The organism is Bradyrhizobium sp. STM 3809, assembly GCF_000239795.1.
GTDB lineage: Bacteria > Pseudomonadota > Alphaproteobacteria > Rhizobiales > Xanthobacteraceae > Bradyrhizobium.
This window is the reverse complement of sequence record NZ_CAFJ01000766.1, coordinates 1-17016: the sequence shown is the minus strand read 5'-3', so window position 1 is coordinate 17016 and position 17016 is coordinate 1. Positions and strand designations below refer to the sequence as shown.

The window sequence follows — 17016 nt, the reverse complement described above, 5'->3', positions numbered from 1 at the left end:
CGACAGATGCTCCGCCATGGTCTCCCCGGCCCTAGGGCGGGAGTTCGTTACTTCATCGGCCAGCTGGCTTCGGCCACCGCAGCCTGGGCCGGGAAAATGGTCACGAACTTGCCGCCGACATATTGCAGCAGCACCGGATCGGCGTCGTTGTTCTGGCCGTTCTCGTCGAACTTGACCCGCTTCCACGGCATGATGGTCTGCTCGCCCGGCAGGTCGGTCGCGGCCAGCGCGTCGCGGATCTTCTCGCCGTCGGTCGACTTGGCGCGGTTGATGGCGTCCGCCATCATGATCAGGCCCATGAACTGGCGCGACGAGTAATCGTTGAAGTCCTTGCCCGACTTCGCCTTGAACCTGTCGTTGATCTTGCCGACCATCGGCCGCTTGGCGGCGAGGTCGAGCGAGAACGAGCCGCGCGAGATCACGCCTTCGAGCTTGTCGCCGACCGCGTCATACAGCGCCTTCTCGGAGAAGCCGGCGTCCTGGGCCACGATCGCGTTCGGCTTGTAGCCGAGTTCCGCCATGGTCTTGACCAAGAGGATGCCGTCCGTGGTGTAGCTCGAGGGCATCAACACGTCGGCATTGGCGGCCTTGAGCTGCTGCACCTCGGCCGAGAGCGACGGCGAGTTGGCGCGGTACTTGATGTCGGCGACGACCTTGTAGCCGCGCTCCTGCGCGAGCTTGAGCTGGGCGTTGCTGGAATCGGTGCCGAAGATCGTATCCTCGTGGAACAGCGCGAGCGTCTCGATCTTGGTGCCCTTCTTCTTCATCGCGTCGAAGAAGTCGAACATCGCCTGCGAGAACATCTCGTCATGCGGCGCGGCGCGGAAATAATACTTCAGGCCGCGGCGATGCAGGCTCGGCGAGGAGTTGTCGGCGGAGAGATACGGGATCTGGTAGCGCTCGCAGATCTGGCTCGCCGTGACCGCGACGGCGCTCTGGTAGGAGCCGATGACGGCGGCCACCTTCTCCTGGGTGATCAGGCGCTCGGCCTCGGCGCGGCCCTTCTGCGGGTCGGCCTGGTGATCGGCGAACACCAGCTTGATCTTGGCGCCGCCGAGGCCCGGCAGGCCCTCGGTGCGGGCAAGCGGGAGGTCGTAGTCATACTTGCCGTTGATGATCTCGGCCGCGGTCTCGAAGGCGCGCTGCGCATCGACACCGATCTGCGCGCTCGCGCCCGAGAACGGATAGATGACGCCGATCTTCACCTCGGAGGTCTGCGCGCGGGCGGCGATCGGCCCGAGGGCGGCGGCAGCGGTGGCTCCAAGCAGGACGTTACGGCGCGTGATGGTCATGGCAAGATCCTCTGGTGAAACGAAAGACGTCGAAGGCAAAGGCGTGAGCGTCGTGGCTGGCTTCTAGAGAACGGCGAGATCCTTGTTCCTGAGATCGGTGATCAGCATCAATCCCGGCGCATGGGTGATGGCGAAGGGCAGCTTCGCCGCCGCGATCACCGCCTGCGGGGTCACGCCGCACGCCCAGAATACAGGAATCTCGTCCGGGCCCACCGGCACCGGGTCACCGTAATCGGGCTTGTTGATATCGGCGATGCCGATCTGCTCGGGCAGGCCGAGATGCACCGGCGCGCCGTGCACGGCGGGAAAGCGCGTCGTGATCTGCACCGCGCGAATCGCCTGCGCCGGCTTGAACGGGCGCATCGACACCACCATGGGACCGGCGAACGGGCCCGACGGCGTGCAGGCGATGTTGGTGCGGTACATCGGCACGCGGCAGCCCTGCTCGATGTGGCGGATCGGCAGGCCGTCGGCCATCAGCGCCTCTTCGAACGAGAACGAGCAGCCGAGCACGAAGGTGACGAGATCGTCGCGCCAATGCGCCATCAGATCGGTCGGCTCCTCGACCATCTCGCCGTCGCGCCAGACGCGGTAGCGCGGCACGTCGGTGCGGATGTCCAGATCGGCGCCGAGTGCCGGAATCTGAGGATTGCCCGGATCGGACATGCCGATGATCGGGCACGGCTTCGGATTGAGCTGGCAGAAGCGGTGGAAGGCGCCGGCGTACCGCTCCGGGATGATGGCCAGATTGCCTTGGACAAAGCCGTTGGCCACGCCCGCGGTGCTCCATCCCTTGCCGGTGCGATAATCCAGGCGGGCCTGATGGCTGGGGAGAAGCGCGGCTTCGCCCATCGATTGCTGCAATGCCGCAGAAACAGTCATTTGTGCCATTTGCCTAATATCTCGACAAACTCACTCAACATCAGCCATGCTATAAAGTCTAATCTTCGTTTTTAATCAGGATCGATAAAACAAATTGATCCGAGGCGGGGCCCATGTTGGATTTCCGTTCCATCGAGACGTTTCTCTGGGTCGTGAAGCTCGGCAGCTTCCGCGGCGCCGCGCAGCGCCTCAACACCACCCAGCCAGCGATCTCCCAGCGCATCGCCCAGCTCGAGCGCGAGCTCGGCGTGAAGCTGCTGAACCGCGACCACCGCGTGGCCTCGCCGACGGCCGTCGGACGCCAGATGCTGGTCTACGCCGAGAAGCTGATCGGCCTGCGGGCGGAAATGCTGGCCGAGGTCGGCGACCGCTCGGCGATGCGCGGCGTGCTCCGGCTCGGCGTCGCCGAGACGATCGTGCACGACTGGCTGCCGCGGCTGATCAAGAGCGTCAACGAGAGCTATCCGAACCTGTCGCTGGAGATCGAGGTCGACGTCACGCCGAACCTGCACGCGCGCCTGCTGGCGCAGGAGATCGAGCTTGCCTTCGCGCTCGGCGCGCCCTCGGAATCGGGCATCCGCAGCCGCGTGCTGTGCGACTATCCGATCAGCTTCCTCGCCAGCCCCGCGCTCGGCTTCGACACGGGCATCGTCACGGCCGAGCAGATGGCGCGCTTCCCGATCATCACCTTCCCGCGCAACACCCAGCCCTATGACAATGTCCGATCGCTGTTCAACCGCCCGCATCTGCCGCCGATGCGGCTGCACGCCAGCGCCTCGCTTGCGACGGTGATTCACATGGCCGTCGAGGGCCTCGGCGTCGCCGTCATTCCCGCCGCCATCGTCGCCAACGAGATCGAGAACGGCCGCCTGCAGGAGCTCGAGACCGACCTGCGCATCCCGCCGCTGACCTTCACCGCGAGCTGGCTGTCGTCGCCCGAGATGGTCGCCATCGAGCGCGTCGCCGAGCTCGCAGCCCGGACGGCGCAGACGGCCAGCCATCCCGCCACATCGGTTGACGCCGCCGTCGCGGCGCGCGATGGACAGGATGCCGGAGTACAAGGACTAACAGCATGAGCCGCGCCGCCACCAATCTGCAGATCGATTCCGCCCGCCTCTGGGACAGCATCCACGAGACCGCCAAATTCGGCGCCACGCCGAAGGGCGGCGTGCGCCGGCTGACCTTGAGCCAGGAGGACAAGCAGGTCCGCGACTGGTTCCGGAAAGCCTGCGAGGACGCCGGCCTGGAGGTTCACGTCGACACGCTCGGCTCGATGTTCGCATTGCGCAAGGGCCGCGACATGTCGAAGCCGCCGGTCGGGCTCGGCTCGCATCTCGACACCCAACCGACCGGCGGCAAGTTCGATGGCATTCTCGGCACGCTCGGCGCGCTCGAGGTGATCCGCACGCTGAACGACGCCGGCATCGAGACCGACGCGCCGCTGTGCATCGTCAACTGGACCAACGAGGAAGGTTCGCGCTTCGCGCCGGCGATGATGGCCTCGGCCGCCTATGTCGGCGACTTCACCGTCGAGGACATCTTGTCGCGCAAGGACGCGGAAGGCGTGACCGTCGGCGAGGCGCTGGACGGCATCGGCTATCGCGGCGCAACGGCCGTCGGCACGCAGAGGTTCTCGGGCTTCGTCGAACTGCACATCGAGCAGGGCCCGATCCTGGAGGCCGAGAACAAGACCATCGGCGTGGTCGATCACGGCCAGGGCGTGTTCTGGTACGACGGCAAGGTGACGGGCTTCGAGAGCCATGCCGGCTCGACACCGATGCCGCTGCGCCGCGACGCGCTGCTGGCGCTGTCGGAGTTCGCGCTGACCCTGGAGCAGATCGCGATCAGGCTCGGGCCGAATGCGGTCGCCACCATCGGCGAGGCCGTCATCGCCAATCCCTCGCGCAACGTCATCCCTGGCGAGATCGCCTTCACCATCGACTGCCGCAGCGCCAACGCCGACACCCTGGAGGCGCTCGACGCCAGCCTGCGCGCGGCCGCGAGCGAGATTTCCAAGAAGCGCCGCGTCGAGATCGCGATCGACCAGGTCTGGCGCAAGCCGCCGACGCATTTCGATCCCAGGCTGGTCGACGCCGTGGAGCGCGCCGCAGGCTCCCTCGGCTATTCCCACCGCCGCATCACCTCCGGCGCCGGCCACGACGCCTGCAACCTCAACACCATCATGCCCGCGGCGATGGTGTTCGTCCCCTGCAAGGACGGCATCAGCCACAACGAGCTGGAGGACGCGACGCAGTCCGACTGCGCGGCGGGCGCGAATGTGCTGCTGCACACCGTGCTGTCGCTGGCGGGCGTGGCGTCGTGACCGGCTGATGCTTGCGGACGCATCGGGACCTCATCCTTCGAGACGCCGCTGCGCGGCTCCTCAGGATGAGGGGAGAGGCTGCGGCGAGCTTGTTTTTCATCTCCATGGGCAAGCAGCAAGTGATCCGCCCGCAGCTCCGGTGTCGGAGCTGCCCCTCATGGTGAGGAGCGCCGCGCCCGGGGCGGTGCGGCAACACCGGTCGATACGTACGGCGCGTCTCGAGCCATGAGGCCCGAGACGCTTCGAGCCAGAACAACAGCCAGTCGCCCTGCCCCATCTGCTCATGGGATCTAATCAGGAGGTATCAGTGCGCGGAGTTTTCATCGACGCCAACTCGTCGCTGGCCGAGATCTTCGAGCGGCAGCGCCAATCCGGCGATCCCGAGATGCGCGTGCATCTCGATCCCGACATCAAGCCGGAGGGCTGGCCGGCCATTCTCGACGGCGCCGAGATCGGCGTGGTCGACCACACCGCGCTGCCGACTGATGTCGCCAAGCAGTGCAAGAACCTGAAGCACGTCGTCTTCCTCGGTACCGGCGCGCGCAGCTACATGAATCCGGAGGAGCTGGCCGAGCTCGGCATCACCGTTCACCTGATCAAGGGCTATGGCGACACGGCGGTGGCGGAAGCCGCGATCGCGCTGATGTGGGCTTCGGCGCGCGGCCTCGCGCAGATGGACCGCGAGATGCGCGCCGGCAATTGGCTGCGCGACGACGGCGTGCAGCTCACCGGCAAGACGCTCGGCCTGATCGGCTTCGGCGGCATCGCCGCGGAGGTTGCGCGCATCGCAAGCGGAAGCGGCATGAAGGTGATCGCCTGGAACCGGTCGCCGAAGAGCCATCCGGGCGTGGAGTTCGTGTCGCTCGATCGGCTGCTGGCGACCAGCCACGTGGTCTCGCTGCATCTCCTGCTCAACGACGACACCCGCGGCTTCCTCTCGCGCGAGCGCATCGCGCAGATGCGCAAAGGCGTGCTCTTCGTCAATACCGCCCGCGCCGCCATCGTCGACGAAGCCGCGATGATCGACGCGCTCCGCTCCGGCCACATCCGCCACGCCGGCCTCGACGTCTTCAACACCGAGCCGCTGCCGGCCGGTCATGTGCTCACGACGATCCCCAACGTGACGCTGTCGGCGCACTCGGCGTTCCGCACGCCCGAGGCGAGCGAGAACCTGATCCACGCCGCCTGGGAGCACTGCCGAAGGGTGGCGAAGACGTAGTTGTAGCCGCGTAGGGTGGGCAAAGCAGCCGCCGCAGGCGGCAGCGTGCCCACCATCGATCAGCGCGCACGCGGCAAGATGGTGGGCACGGCGCCACCGCGAGATCATTTGGGGATGCAGCGCGGCCTCGCCTTTGCCCACCCTACGGCCTCTCCGTCATTGCGAGCGAAGCGAAGCAATCCAGGGCTGAGCAAGGACTCTGGATTGCTTCGTCGCTGCGCTCCTCGCAATGACGATGTGGGCCGAGCTGCAGCCCAAACCACCATTGTCGTCCCGGCGAACGCCGGGACCCATACCGCGTGATTGATCAGTAGCGAACGGTGGCAAAGACCGGTAGTTACAACGACAGCCGGTGGTTATGGGCCCCGGCGTTCGCCGGGGCGACGACAAACAGCTGAGCTAATCCACCATCTCCGCCACCGCCTTGCCGCACGTGACCGTATCGGCATTCCCGCCAAGATCCCGCGTGCGCAACGTCCGCTCCGCCAGCGTGCGCTCGATCGCGCCGACGATCGACTGCGCTGCGGTCTTCTCGCCGAGATGCTCCAGCATCATCGCCCCCGACCAGATCATGCCGATCGGATTGGCGATCCCCTGCCCCGCGATATCGGGCGCGGAGCCGTGCACCGGCTCGAACACCGACGGGAAATTGCGCTCCGGGTTGATATTGCCCGACGGCGCGATGCCGATGGTGCCGGTGCAGGCAGGTCCCAGATCCGACAGGATGTCGCCGAACAGATTGGAGCCGACCACGACGTCGAACCAGTCCGGATGCAGCACGAAGTTCGCGGTGAGGATGTCGATGTGGTACTTGTCCCACTTCACGCCCGGGTAGTTCTTGGCCATCGCCTCGACGCGCTCGTCCCAATACGGCATCGTGATCGAGATGCCGTTGGACTTGGTCGCCGACGTCAGATGCTTTTTCGGCCGCGATTGCGCCAGCTCGAACGCGAACTTCAGGATGCGGTCGACGCCGGTGCGGGTCATCACCGTCTGCTGCGTCACGAACTCGCGGTCAGTATCCGGGAACATGCGGCCGCCGACGGAGGAGTACTCGCCTTCGGTGTTCTCGCGCACCACCCAGAAATCGATGTCGCCGGGCTTGCGGCCGGCCAGCGGGCTGGGCACGCCGGGCATCAGGCGAACGGGGCGCAGGTTCACATACTGATCGAACTCGCGGCGGAACTTGATCAATGAGCCCCACAACGAGACGTGGTCGGCGATCTTGGCCGGCCAGCCGACGGCGCCGAAATAGATCGCGTCATGGCTGCCGATCTGCGTCTTCCAGTCGTCCGGCATCATCTGGCCGTGCTTCTCGTAATAGTCGTAGCTCGAGAAGTCGAAATGGTCGAACTGCACCGCGACGCCGTGCTTCTTGGCGGCCGCCTCGATCACGCGCAGCCCCTCGGGCATGACCTCCTTGCCGATGCCGTCGCCGGGAATGACTGCGATGCGATAGGGTTTTTTGCTCATCGAGCGGATCCTCACATGGGCGCCGGCTGTCCCGGCCCGAAATCGTCGATCGCCTGAATGGACCAAACGCCGGGCGAGCGCAACGCTGCGGTGCGGGATTGACCGCATGGCTGACGCGCAAGACAATCCGGTCTCCTCCCATTCTGCGAGAATTGCCATGGATCTTCATCTGCGCGGCAAGCGCGTTCTCATCACCGGCGCGTCCAAGGGCATCGGCGCGGCCGCGGCCGAAGCCTTCGCCGAGGAAGGCTGCCATGTCCGGCTCGCGGCGCGCAGCAGCGACCGCCTGTCGGCGCTGGTCGAGCAGCTCCGCGCGAGGCACCAGATCGATGCGGCGGCGCACGTGGTCGACCTGCGCAAATCCGAGGACGTGACCCGGCTGGCGCAGGAGGCGGCCGACATCGACATCCTCGTCAACAATGCCGGCGACATTCCGGGCGGCCCGATCGACAGGATCGACGAGGCGACCTGGCGGCACGCCTGGGACCTCAAAGTGTTCGGCTTCATCAACCTGGCGCGGCTGGTCTATGCGCAGATGAAGGCGCGCGGAGCGGGTGTGATCATCAACGACATCGGCGCGGCCGGCGAGAAGTTCGATGCCAACTACATCTGCGGCAGCGCCGGCAACGCGGCGCTGATGGCCTTCACCCGCGCGCTCGGCTCCAAGAGCCTCGCCGACAACATCCGCGTCGTCGGCATCAATCCCGGCCCGGTCGGCACCGACCGGCACGTCACCCTGCTGAAGACCCGTGCCAAGCAGCAGTTCGGCGACGAAAGCCGCTACACGGAATTCCAGAAGGGCCTGCCGCTCGGCCGCCCCGCCCACGTCAGAGAGATTGCCGACCTGATGGCGTTCCTGGCGTCCGACCGCGCCGGCTACACCTCGGGCGTGATCTATACCGTCGATGGCGGCATCAGCGCAGGGTGGGGTTGAGCGCAGCGGCCTTTCTACTGCGCGCGAAACATGATCTACGACGACGCGCCGGGACGCTTCCAATCAGGAGAACCAAGCTTTGGCCGACCAGGGATTGATCCGCGAGACCGCCTGTGCCGTCGTCGACAAGTTGAAGGCCGGCGAAGTCACCCCGCTCGATTGCCTCGACGCGCTGGAAGCGCGCATCAAGGCCGTCGACGACAAGGTCAATGCGCTGCCGACCCTGTGCTTCGACCGCGCGCGTGATCACGCCAAGGCGCTGATGCAGAAGCCGGCCGGCGACCGCGGCCTGCTCGCCGGGCTGCCCGTCCCGATCAAGGACCTCACCGATGTCCAGGGCGTGCTGACCACGCAGGGCTCGCCGATCTTCAAGGACCGGATTCCGGAACGCTCAGACCTGATGGTCGAGCATCTCGAAGCGAATGGCGGCGTGATCTACGCCAAGTCGAACACCCCGGAATTCGGCGCCGGCGCCAACACCTTCAACGAGGTGTTCGGCGCGACGCGCAATCCCTGGGACACGTCCCGCTCGGCCGCCGGCTCCTCCGGCGGCGCCGCGGTCGCGCTCGCCACCGGCATGGCGTGGCTGGCGCATGGCTCGGACATGGGCGGCTCGCTGCGCAATCCCGCGAGCTTCTGCGGCATCGTCGGCTTGCGCCCGAGCTTCGGCCGCGTCGCGCATACGCCGGCGGTCGCCATCGACCGCAACCTCGGCGTTCAGGGCCCGATGGCCCGCAATGTCGAGGATCTCGCGCTGCTGCTGGATGCGATGAGCGGCGAATACGCCGCCGATCCGATCTCGCTGCCTTCGCCCGCGACCTCGTTCCTGGCAGCGGCCCGCTCCGGCAAGAAGCCGGTGCGCATCGCCTACTCGCCCGATCTCGGCATCACGCCGGTCGATCCCGAGGTCATTGCCGTGACCCGCAAGGCGGCGCAGCGTTTCAGTGAGCTCGGCGTGATCGTCGAGGAGGCGCATCCCGATTTCAGCGAAGCACATGAATGCTTCCACGTGCTGCGCGCGCTCGACTTCGCGATGAGCAAGCAGGAGCTGCTGCGGACGAAGCGCGACCTGCTGAAGCCCGAGGTGATCTGGAACATCGAGGAAGGCCTGAAGCTGACGGTGGCACAGATCGCGCGCGCCGAAGCGCAGCGCGTGGCGATCACCGCGCGCGCGGTGAAGTTCTTCGAGACCTATGATTTGCTGCTGGCGCCGGCGACCATCGTGCCGCCGTTCCCGGTCGAGAACCGCTACGTCGCCGAATGCGCCGGGCACACATTCGACAACTACGTGCAATGGCTCGGCATCGTCTACGCCATCACGCTCGCCTGCTGCCCGGCGCTGTCCCTGCCCTGCGGCTTCACGGCCGCCGGCCTGCCGGTCGGCCTGCAAATGGTCGCGCGGCCGCGCAACGATGCCGGCCTGCTGGCCGGTGCCAAGGTGCTGGAAGATGTCCTCGGCGTCGCCAGCTCCACCCCGATCGATCCGCGCGCGCCGAAGTAAGAGACCTTCCCCTCACCCTGAGGAGTCGTGCAGCGGCGTCTCGAAGGGTGCGGCCCGGACGGCGGCCTCATGGTTCGAGACGCGCCTTCGGCGCTCCTCACCATGAGGGGTGAAATGTCCGCCCGCGTCGGCAGCCCGCTCGTCTAGGCCGCATCTTCCCTCTCACCCTGAGCAGCTCGCCGAAGGCGAGCATCTCGAAGGGCGAGGCCCCCGATCCTCGCGCAGCGCAAAGTTCCTGCCCCAGGGAACATGGGACCTCCGCCGTTATTCTGTATTGGCAATCCCGCCGGTTCCCGTAGAAGAGCCGCAAAATCACGCTTGCCCGGAGACCGGACATGACAGACCAGGCGATCGAGCCTGCCGTAACGCCAGCCACGTCGATCGCGGACGTCGAACGCCGCATCAAGGCGATCCTGATCGGCTCCGCCGGCAACCTCGTCGAATGGTACGACTTCTACGCCTACACCGCGTTCGCGCTGTATTTCGCGCCGGCGTTCTTCCCCTCGAAGGATCCGGTCGTCGAGCAGCTCAACGCCGCGGTGGTGTTCGCCGCCACCTTCCTGATGCGCCCGCTTGGCGGCTGGCTGTTCGGCTATCTCGCCGACCAGTATGGCCGGCGGCTGTCGCTGACCGTCTCCGTGCTGTGCATGTGCTTCGGCTCGCTGATCATCGCGGTGACGCCGACCTATGCCACGATCGGCATCGCCGCGCCGATCATCCTGGCGCTCGCCCGGGTCATCGAGGGCCTCAGCCTCGGCGGCGAGTATGGCGCCAGCGCCACCTATCTGTCGGAAGTCGCTGACGCGAAGCATCGCGGCTTCTATTCCAGCTTCCAATACGTCACCCTGATCGGAGGCCAGCTCACCGCGATCATCGTGCTCCTGCTGCTGCAAAAGGTGTTTCTGACCACCGACGAGCTGAAGGCCTGGGGCTGGCGCATCCCGTTCTTCATCGGCGCCTGCCTCGCGGTCTTCGTCGCGGTGATGCGGCGCAATCTGCACGAGACCGAAGCGTTCGTGGAGGCCAAGAAGAAGGCGGGCTCGTCCAGCTCGATGGCCGCGCTGTTCAGATATCCGCGCGAGCTCCTGCTCGTCGTCGGCCTCACCGCCGGCGGCACCGCGGCGTTCTACACCTTCACCACCTACATGCAGACCTTCGTCAAGCTGTCGGTCGGCCTGACCGAAGACCAGACCACGATGGTGATCTTCGGCTCGCTGCTTTTCGCCTGCGTGCTGCAGCCGCTGTACGGCGCGATCTCCGACCGCATCGGCCGCAAGCCGCTCTTGATCTTCTTCGGCATCGCCGGCACCCTGTCGACGATCCCGATCCTGACCGCGCTCAAGGCCACCAAGGAGCCGTTCACGGCCTTCCTGCTGATCTGCGGCGCCTGGATCTTCACCGCCGGCTACACCTCGATCAACGCCGTGGTGAAGGCCGAGCTGTTCCCGACCAACATCCGCGCGCTCGGCGTCGGCCTGCCCTACGCGATCACCGTCTCGCTGTTCGGCGGCACCGCGCCGGCGATCGCGCTCTATTTCAAGAGCATCGGGCACGAGACTTGGTTCTATTATTACCTGTCCGGCGTGATCTTCCTCTCGCTGCTCATCTATGCGACCATGCGCGACACCAAGCATGCGTCCGCCATGCACAGGCATGAGTGAGCCGCGCAAATCGACGGGGTACCGAGATGGCAGACGAGTCCGGGCTGCCGCCCGAGAGCAAGCTGACCCGCAGCAAGGAACGCTGGGCGCGTGAGGGCAAATTCCTGACCGGCCGCATCGTCAGGCCGGAGGATGAGCGCCTGCCGCCGGGCCAGCATCTGACACGCGACTGGCCGGTGCTCGACCTCGGCCTGACGCCGTCGGTCACACCAGAGCGCTGGCGGCTCGACGTCTATGGTGCGGTCGAAAGTCCGCTGTTCTGGGATATGCCCGCGTTTCTCGCCCAGGAGCAGCGCCAGTTCGTCTCCGACATCCATTGCGTGACGACCTGGTCGCGCTACGACAATCAGTGGGAGGGTCTCGCCACACGCGACCTGCTCGCCGCCTGCCGGCCGCGCGACACAGCCAATTTCGTCGTGCTGCATTCCTATGACGGCTACACCACCAATCTCGCGCTGGAGGATTTCGCCGCCGAGGATGCGCTGCTCGCGCACAGCTGGTCCGGCGCACCGCTCACCCTCGAGCATGGCGGCCCGGTCCGCGTCGTGGTGCCGCATCTGTATTTCTGGAAGAGCGCGAAATGGCTGAAGGCGATCGAGTTTCTCGAGGCCGACAAGCCCGGCTACTGGGAAGTCCGCGGCTATCACAATCGCGGCGATCCCTGGTCCGAGCAGCGCTATTCGGAGTGACGGGCTCGGCTGACGCCGAACTGACGGAGCCGTAGGGTGGGCAAAGACGCGCAGCGTCGTGCCCACCGTCGAGCAGCTGAGCAGATAAGAATGGTGGGCACGCTTCGCTTTGCCCACCCTACGGACTGCATGCTATCGCTTGCCTCCCAAAGCGCGATCACCGCGATATCCGAACGTGCCAGAGACGCAGCATGGAGTTCACCTCAGAGACCGGCAAGATCCCGAAGGGCTATGGGTATCTGCTCAAGCCAAGCGTGATCCTCGCCGCCCTGACCGCACAGGATCTCGGCGGCATTCGCATCCACCTCGTGCGCAGCCACGGCCGCCGCCTGTTCGATGCGCGCTACCGGCCGCCGGACGGCGAGATTCCCTATGAGCGCCTCAACATCAAGGTCGGCACCGCGCACGAGCGCGACCTGCCGCCGCTTCGCCGGCGCGCCAAGGAGGAAGGCCTGCCCACGCTGGTCCAATGGATTTCCGATCTGGTTGCCCAGGACCTGCCGACGGCGATCCGGAACGGCGAACAGGAGATCGAGCTGCTGCCTCAGCGCGAGTGAACATCGAGGGACCCACGCATGCCGACCGAACGTTTCCAGTTTGAAGGCGCCAGCGGCGACAGGCTGTCGGCGGCCCTCGATCTCCCCGACGGCACGCCGCGCGCTTATGCGCTGTTCGCCCATTGCTTCTCCTGCGGCAAGGACACGCACGCGGCGCGCCGCATCGCGATGGCGCTGACCGCGCACGGCATCGCGGTGTTGCGCTTCGACTTTACCGGCCTCGGCTCCAGCGAAGGCGATTTCGCCAACACGACGTTCTCGTCCAACGTCGCCGACCTCGTCCGCGCGGCCGATCATCTGCGCCAGACCCGGCAGGCGCCGTCGATCCTGATCGGTCACAGTCTCGGCGGCGCAGCCGTGCTGGCGGCGGCCGGCGACATCCCGGATGCGAAAGCCGTGGTGACGATCGCCGCCCCCTCCGATCCCGCGCATGTCACCGCGATGTTCAAGGACAGCATCGAGGCGATCCGCCGCGACGGCACGGCCGAAGTCTCGCTCGCGGGCCGGCCGTTCCGCATCAGCAGCTCGTTCCTCGACGACGTGGCCGAGCAGCGCCTGCTCGACAAGGTCAAGCATCTGCACAAGGCGCTGCTGGTGATGCACTCTCCGGTCGACGACACCGTCGGCATCGACAATGCGACCCACATCTTCGTCGCCGCCAAGCATCCGAAGAGCTTCATCTCGCTCGACCATGCCGATCATCTCATCAGCAGCAAGACGGATGCCGCCTATATCGCCGAGGTGATCGCGAGCTGGGCCAGCCGCTACGTCGCCCCGGCGGGCGCCGAAGCGGCGACCGTGGAGGGTCCCCGCGACGTCATCGTGCGCGAGACGCGGTCGAGCAAGCTGCAGCAGAGCATCGCGCTCGGCCCGCATCGCCTGACGGCGGACGAGCCGCTCTCGGTCGGCGGCCAGGATACCGGGCCGAGCCCCTATGATCTGCTCCTGGCGGCGCTCGGCGCCTGCACCTCGATGACGATGCGGCTCTATGCCGACCGCAAGGCCGTGCCGCTCGACCGCGTCACCGTCACCCTGCGCCACAGCAAGATCCATGCGGAGGATTGCGCGGAGTGCGAGACCAAGGTTGGCCTGATCGATCAGCTCGAGCGCGAGATCCACATGGACGGCGCGCTCGATGCGGAGCAGCGCAAGAAGCTGATGGAGATCGCCGACAAATGCCCGGTGCACCGGACGCTGACGTCGGAGATCCGCATCGTCACGCGCGCGGCGGAGTGAGATCGTTCGCCGACATCACACCGAACGTCATTCCGGGGCAAGGCCGACAGGCCTTGAACCCGAAATGACGTCGGTTGGTAGCGACGCAATGAAACTAACGCGCCGCCTGCGGCTCGATCTTCAAGGGCCTGACGCGCAAGGCGCCACGCAGCCCCACCGCCGTGCCGATGAAGATGCCGCCAATGGCCACGAATGACGGCAGCGCCAGGGTCGACAGTCCCGTCAGCCCCTGCCCCACCGAGCAGCCCAGCGCCATGACGCCGCCGATGCCCATCAGCGCGGCGCCGCCGGCTGAGCGCAGCATGTGTTGCGGCGACTGAAAGCCCTCGAGCGCGAAGCGGCGCGTTGCCACGGCCGTCAACAGACTGCCGACGAGCACGCCGGCCACGGTGGCGATGCCGAAATTCACCGTCGAGCCCGTCGACAGCATGACATATTGCAGGGCATCGGCGATCGGCGCGACGAAGGTCAGCGACGCCACCGGCACCGGGTTGAAATCATCGGCGCCGAGCGTGCCGGTCGCGAACCAGCCGGCCGCGATCAGCAGCCCGACGATGAGGCCCGCCAACATCTGGCCGGGCGAGCGCCGGAAGGGTGCATGCGCAAGAGCGAAGACGAGCAGCGCGCCGCCGAGCGCCAGTGCCGGCAGCAGCCGCGCCGATGCGCCGTGCAGGCCGCCGGCAGACAGCACGGCCGGCAGAGACGTCGCGGTCGCATTCGTCTGCGACCCCTGCATCAGCGCGATCCGCAGCGGCGCGATCAGGCCCTTCAACGTCATCTCCGCCGCGATCGCCAGCACGGTCACGACGACGAAGGAGCGCAGATTGCCGCGGCCGAGTAGCACCAGCGCGCGCGAGCCACAGCCGTTCGCGAGCACCATGCCGTAGCCGAACAGCACACCGCCGGCGAACATCAGCGGCATCGAGAAGGTCGGCTGCAGATAGATCGACTTGCCGAGATCGACGGCGCCGTTGGCCGCGAGCAGCTGCGTGGCGATGACGGCGACCCCCATCGCCAGCGCATAAGTCCGCGCCTTCAGGCCGTCGCCGTCGGCCCACCAGTCACGCAGGCTGCTCATCATGCAGAAGCCGCTCAACAGCCCGACCACGCCATAGACCAGGCCAATTCCGAGACCGGTCACGACGGCCATATCAGCAGCTTCCGGCACGCGCAGGAGTCCTTCCGGTTGCGGAAAACAGGCGGCGACACGCGGGCTGCGCAAGCATCGCTTTCGCTTGACGCGCGCGGAATATTCGCCACGATATCGAGCTTAACTAGTTCAGAATGCTTGTTCCAACAAGCATCAACGGGAGAGAACGCCGTGGTGTCACATGCGCATTGCCATGCGCCGGTCCTGCCCTGCGCGCAGCCGGAGGGCAGCCGGTGAGCGGCGCGGCCCCGCTCTCCCCCGAGGCGCTCGCCCGCGCCTGCGCCGACGCCATGTGGCAGGACGATCGCGCCAGCCAGGGGCTCGGCATGCAGATCGTCGAGATCGGCCCAGGACGCGCCACCCTGCAGATGACGGTGCAGCCGCACATGGTCAACGGCCACGGCATCGCCCATGGCGGCTTCATCTTTACGCTGGCCGATTCCGCCTTCGCCTTCGCCTGCAATTCCCACAATGACCGCACCGTGGCGGCGCAGGGCAGCATCAGCTTCATCCGGCCCGGCAAGCTCGGCGATGTCCTGACGGCCCGTGCGCACGAAGTTTCGCGCAGCGGCCGCTCCGGCATCTACGACGTCCGCGTCACGGCTGGCGAGACCGTCATTGCCGAATTCCGCGGCCATTCGCGCAGCATCGGCGGCACGCTGGTGCCAGCAGGCGCGAATGGCGCGACCTGACCTTTTCGCCCACGGCTCTGCCTAAGGACCCGACCCATGACCAAGCTTCAATCGACAGGCAGCTACGTGCCCGAGATGGACGAAACCGAGCGCGCCTCGCGCGACGAGATCATGGCGCTGCAGACCAGGCGCCTCGCCTGGTCGCTCAAGCACGCCTATGACAACGTCGCCCATTACCGGCAGGCGTTCGACAAGGCCGGCGTGCATCCATCGGATTTCCGCGAACTCGCCGATCTCGCCAAATTCCCGTTCACGGTAAAGACCGACCTGCGCGACAATTACCCGTTCAACATGTTTGCCGTGCCGCGCGAGCAGCTGGTGCGGGTGCACGCCTCCTCGGGCACCACCGGCAAGCCGATCGTGGTCGGCTATACCAAGAACGACATCGCGACCTGGTCCGGCGTGATGGCCCGCTCGATCCGCGCCGCCGGCGGCCGCCGCGGCATGATCATCCACAACGCCTATGGCTATGGCCTGTTCACCGGCGGTCTCGGCGTGCATTACGGCGCCGAGGAGCTCGGCTGCACCGTGGTGCCGATCTCCGGCGGCATGACCGAGCGGCAGGTCCAGCTGATCAACGACTTCCGTCCCGACATCATCACGGTGACGCCGAGCTACATGCTGGCGATCCTCGACGAGTTCAAGCGCCAGGGCCTCGATCCCCGCCAGAGCTCGCTCAAGATCGGCATCTTCGGCGCCGAGCCCTGGACCAACGCGATGCGCGCCGAGATCGAGGACGCATTCGCGATGGACGCCACCGACATCTACGGCCTGTCGGAGGTGATCGGTCCCGGCGTGGCGCAGGAGTGCCTGGAGACCAAGGACGGCCTGCACATCTGGGAGGATCATTTCTACCCGGAGATCGTCGACCCCGACACCGGCCGCGTGCTGCCCGACGGCGAGATGGGCGAGTTGGTGTTCACCTCGCTGACCAAGGAAGCCTTCCCCGTCATCCGCTACCGCACCCGCGACCTGACGCGGCTGCTGCCCGGCACCGCGCGGCCGGGCATGCGGCGCATGGAGAAGGTCACCGGCCGCTCCGACGACATGATCATCCTGCGCGGCGTCAATCTGTTCCCGTCGCAGATCGAGGAGATCCTGCTGACCACCGAATGGTGCGGCGGCCACTTCATGCTGGAGCTGACGCGCGAGGGCCGCATGGACGAGCTGACCATCTACGCGGAATCGCGCCCCGAGCATTGGGACGAGACGGCACTCGGCGAGCACGCCGAGCGAATCTCGATCCACATCAAGAACACCATCGGTGTGACGGCCAAGGTGAAGGCCGTGCCTCCGGATACGCTGGAGCGCTCGGCCGGCAAGGCGAAGCGGATCAAGGATAAGCGGCCGATGGGGTGATGGACCCGCGCGCAATCCATCTCAACCCTCATGGTGAGGAGCGCCGCA

At 66.5% G+C, this 17016-nt stretch carries 15 protein-coding genes; 11 read left to right on the top strand and 4 right to left on the bottom strand.

All coding sequences use genetic code 11. The annotated features are described in order from the left end of the window. Positions 1-47: 47 nt before the first annotated feature. Together BRAS3809_RS32685 and BRAS3809_RS32680 are read right to left on the bottom strand one after the other, a co-directional pair. Entirely contained in the window at positions 48-1292 is a 1245-nt protein-coding gene (locus BRAS3809_RS32685; protein ID WP_008966288.1) for an ABC transporter substrate-binding protein, read from the bottom strand. Positions 1293-1355: 63 nt separating this feature from the next. Then, the gene (locus BRAS3809_RS32680; protein ID WP_035660096.1) at positions 1356-2174 is read right to left on the bottom strand and encodes a putative hydro-lyase; all 819 of its coding nucleotides are present in this window, start codon (positions 2172-2174) and stop codon (positions 1356-1358) included. A 113-nt stretch (positions 2175-2287) separates the two neighbouring features. Between BRAS3809_RS32680 and BRAS3809_RS32675 the strand changes: the two genes are divergently transcribed. The 3 genes from BRAS3809_RS32675 to BRAS3809_RS32665 all read left to right on the top strand — a co-directional run bounded on the left by BRAS3809_RS32675 (position 2288) and on the right by BRAS3809_RS32665 (position 5716). Further along, positions 2288-3250 carry a LysR family transcriptional regulator gene (locus BRAS3809_RS32675; RefSeq protein WP_008966286.1) on the top strand — a complete coding sequence of 321 codons (963 nt, stop codon included), beginning with the start codon at positions 2288-2290 and terminating at the stop codon, positions 3248-3250. Then, the gene (locus tag BRAS3809_RS32670) at positions 3247-4497 is read left to right on the top strand and encodes a Zn-dependent hydrolase (RefSeq protein ID WP_008966285.1); all 1251 of its coding nucleotides are present in this window, start codon (positions 3247-3249) and stop codon (positions 4495-4497) included. The genes BRAS3809_RS32675 and BRAS3809_RS32670 overlap by 4 nt, the downstream gene beginning before the upstream one ends. Positions 4498-4804: 307 nt before the next feature. After that, positions 4805-5716, top strand: a complete 912-nt coding sequence (locus BRAS3809_RS32665; protein ID WP_008966284.1) for an NAD(P)-dependent oxidoreductase — start codon at positions 4805-4807, stop codon at positions 5714-5716. A 399-nt stretch (positions 5717-6115) separates the two neighbouring features. On the opposite strand, the gene BRAS3809_RS32660 is transcribed toward BRAS3809_RS32665, so the two are convergent. Then, a complete protein-coding gene (locus tag BRAS3809_RS32660) occupies positions 6116-7189 on the bottom strand; it encodes a tartrate dehydrogenase (RefSeq protein ID WP_035660090.1) in 1074 nt (357 codons plus the stop codon). Between the two features lie 157 nt (positions 7190-7346). Between BRAS3809_RS32660 and BRAS3809_RS32655 the strand changes: the two genes are divergently transcribed. From BRAS3809_RS32655 to BRAS3809_RS32630, 6 genes are all read left to right on the top strand, one after another. Beyond that, entirely contained in the window at positions 7347-8123 is a 777-nt protein-coding gene (locus BRAS3809_RS32655) for an SDR family oxidoreductase (protein WP_008966282.1), read from the top strand. A gap of 79 nt (positions 8124-8202) precedes the next feature. Continuing rightward, complete coding sequence (locus BRAS3809_RS32650; protein WP_008966281.1) at positions 8203-9624, top strand: amidase; 1422 nt, start codon at positions 8203-8205, stop codon at positions 9622-9624. A gap of 335 nt (positions 9625-9959) precedes the next feature. Then, positions 9960-11285, top strand: a complete 1326-nt coding sequence (locus BRAS3809_RS32645) for an MFS transporter (protein WP_008966280.1) — start codon at positions 9960-9962, stop codon at positions 11283-11285. Between the two features lie 26 nt (positions 11286-11311). After that, entirely contained in the window at positions 11312-11974 is a 663-nt protein-coding gene (locus tag BRAS3809_RS32640) for a sulfite oxidase-like oxidoreductase (protein WP_008966279.1), read from the top strand. A 191-nt stretch (positions 11975-12165) separates the two neighbouring features. After that, positions 12166-12531 carry a hypothetical protein gene (locus BRAS3809_RS32635; protein WP_008966278.1) on the top strand — a complete coding sequence of 122 codons (366 nt, stop codon included), beginning with the start codon at positions 12166-12168 and terminating at the stop codon, positions 12529-12531. A gap of 18 nt (positions 12532-12549) precedes the next feature. Then, complete coding sequence (locus BRAS3809_RS32630; protein ID WP_008966277.1) at positions 12550-13767, top strand: bifunctional alpha/beta hydrolase/OsmC family protein; 1218 nt, start codon at positions 12550-12552, stop codon at positions 13765-13767. Positions 13768-13861: 94 nt separating this feature from the next. Here BRAS3809_RS32630 and BRAS3809_RS32625 read toward each other — a convergent pair whose 3' ends face one another. Next, positions 13862-14917 (bottom strand): YeeE/YedE family protein, encoded by a 1056-nt coding sequence (locus BRAS3809_RS32625; protein ID WP_170323366.1) that lies wholly within the window; start codon positions 14915-14917, stop codon positions 13862-13864. Positions 14918-15150: 233 nt separating this feature from the next. Here BRAS3809_RS32625 and paaI point away from each other — a divergent pair, with 233 nt between their 5' ends. Further along, entirely contained in the window at positions 15151-15609 is a 459-nt protein-coding gene (paaI, locus tag BRAS3809_RS32620) for a hydroxyphenylacetyl-CoA thioesterase PaaI (RefSeq protein ID WP_008966275.1), read from the top strand. A 36-nt stretch (positions 15610-15645) separates the two neighbouring features. Continuing rightward, entirely contained in the window at positions 15646-16968 is a 1323-nt protein-coding gene (paaK, locus tag BRAS3809_RS32615) for a phenylacetate--CoA ligase PaaK (RefSeq protein WP_008966274.1), read from the top strand. The last annotated feature ends 48 nt before the right edge of the window (positions 16969-17016 follow it).

What these genes read in the sequence shown, in the direction of transcription:
- BRAS3809_RS32685 (WP_008966288.1), bottom strand. Translation starts at nt 1,292, where the DNA reads ATGACCATCACGCGCCGTAACGTCCTGCTTGGAGCCACCGCTGCCGCC.
- BRAS3809_RS32680 (WP_035660096.1), bottom strand. Translation starts at nt 2,174, where the DNA reads ATGACTGTTTCTGCGGCATTGCAGCAATCGATGGGCGAAGCCGCGCTT.
- BRAS3809_RS32675 (WP_008966286.1), top strand. Translation starts at nt 2,288, where the DNA reads ATGTTGGATTTCCGTTCCATCGAGACGTTTCTCTGGGTCGTGAAGCTC.
- BRAS3809_RS32670 (WP_008966285.1), top strand. Translation starts at nt 3,247, where the DNA reads ATGAGCCGCGCCGCCACCAATCTGCAGATCGATTCCGCCCGCCTCTGG.
- BRAS3809_RS32660 (WP_035660090.1), bottom strand. Translation starts at nt 7,189, where the DNA reads ATGAGCAAAAAACCCTATCGCATCGCAGTCATTCCCGGCGACGGCATC.
- BRAS3809_RS32655 (WP_008966282.1), top strand. Translation starts at nt 7,347, where the DNA reads ATGGATCTTCATCTGCGCGGCAAGCGCGTTCTCATCACCGGCGCGTCC.
- BRAS3809_RS32645 (WP_008966280.1), top strand. Translation starts at nt 9,960, where the DNA reads ATGACAGACCAGGCGATCGAGCCTGCCGTAACGCCAGCCACGTCGATC.
- BRAS3809_RS32640 (WP_008966279.1), top strand. Translation starts at nt 11,312, where the DNA reads ATGGCAGACGAGTCCGGGCTGCCGCCCGAGAGCAAGCTGACCCGCAGC.
- BRAS3809_RS32635 (WP_008966278.1), top strand. Translation starts at nt 12,166, where the DNA reads ATGGAGTTCACCTCAGAGACCGGCAAGATCCCGAAGGGCTATGGGTAT.
- BRAS3809_RS32630 (WP_008966277.1), top strand. Translation starts at nt 12,550, where the DNA reads ATGCCGACCGAACGTTTCCAGTTTGAAGGCGCCAGCGGCGACAGGCTG.
- BRAS3809_RS32625 (WP_170323366.1), bottom strand. Translation starts at nt 14,917, where the DNA reads ATGGCCGTCGTGACCGGTCTCGGAATTGGCCTGGTCTATGGCGTGGTC.
- paaK (WP_008966274.1), top strand. Translation starts at nt 15,646, where the DNA reads ATGACCAAGCTTCAATCGACAGGCAGCTACGTGCCCGAGATGGACGAA.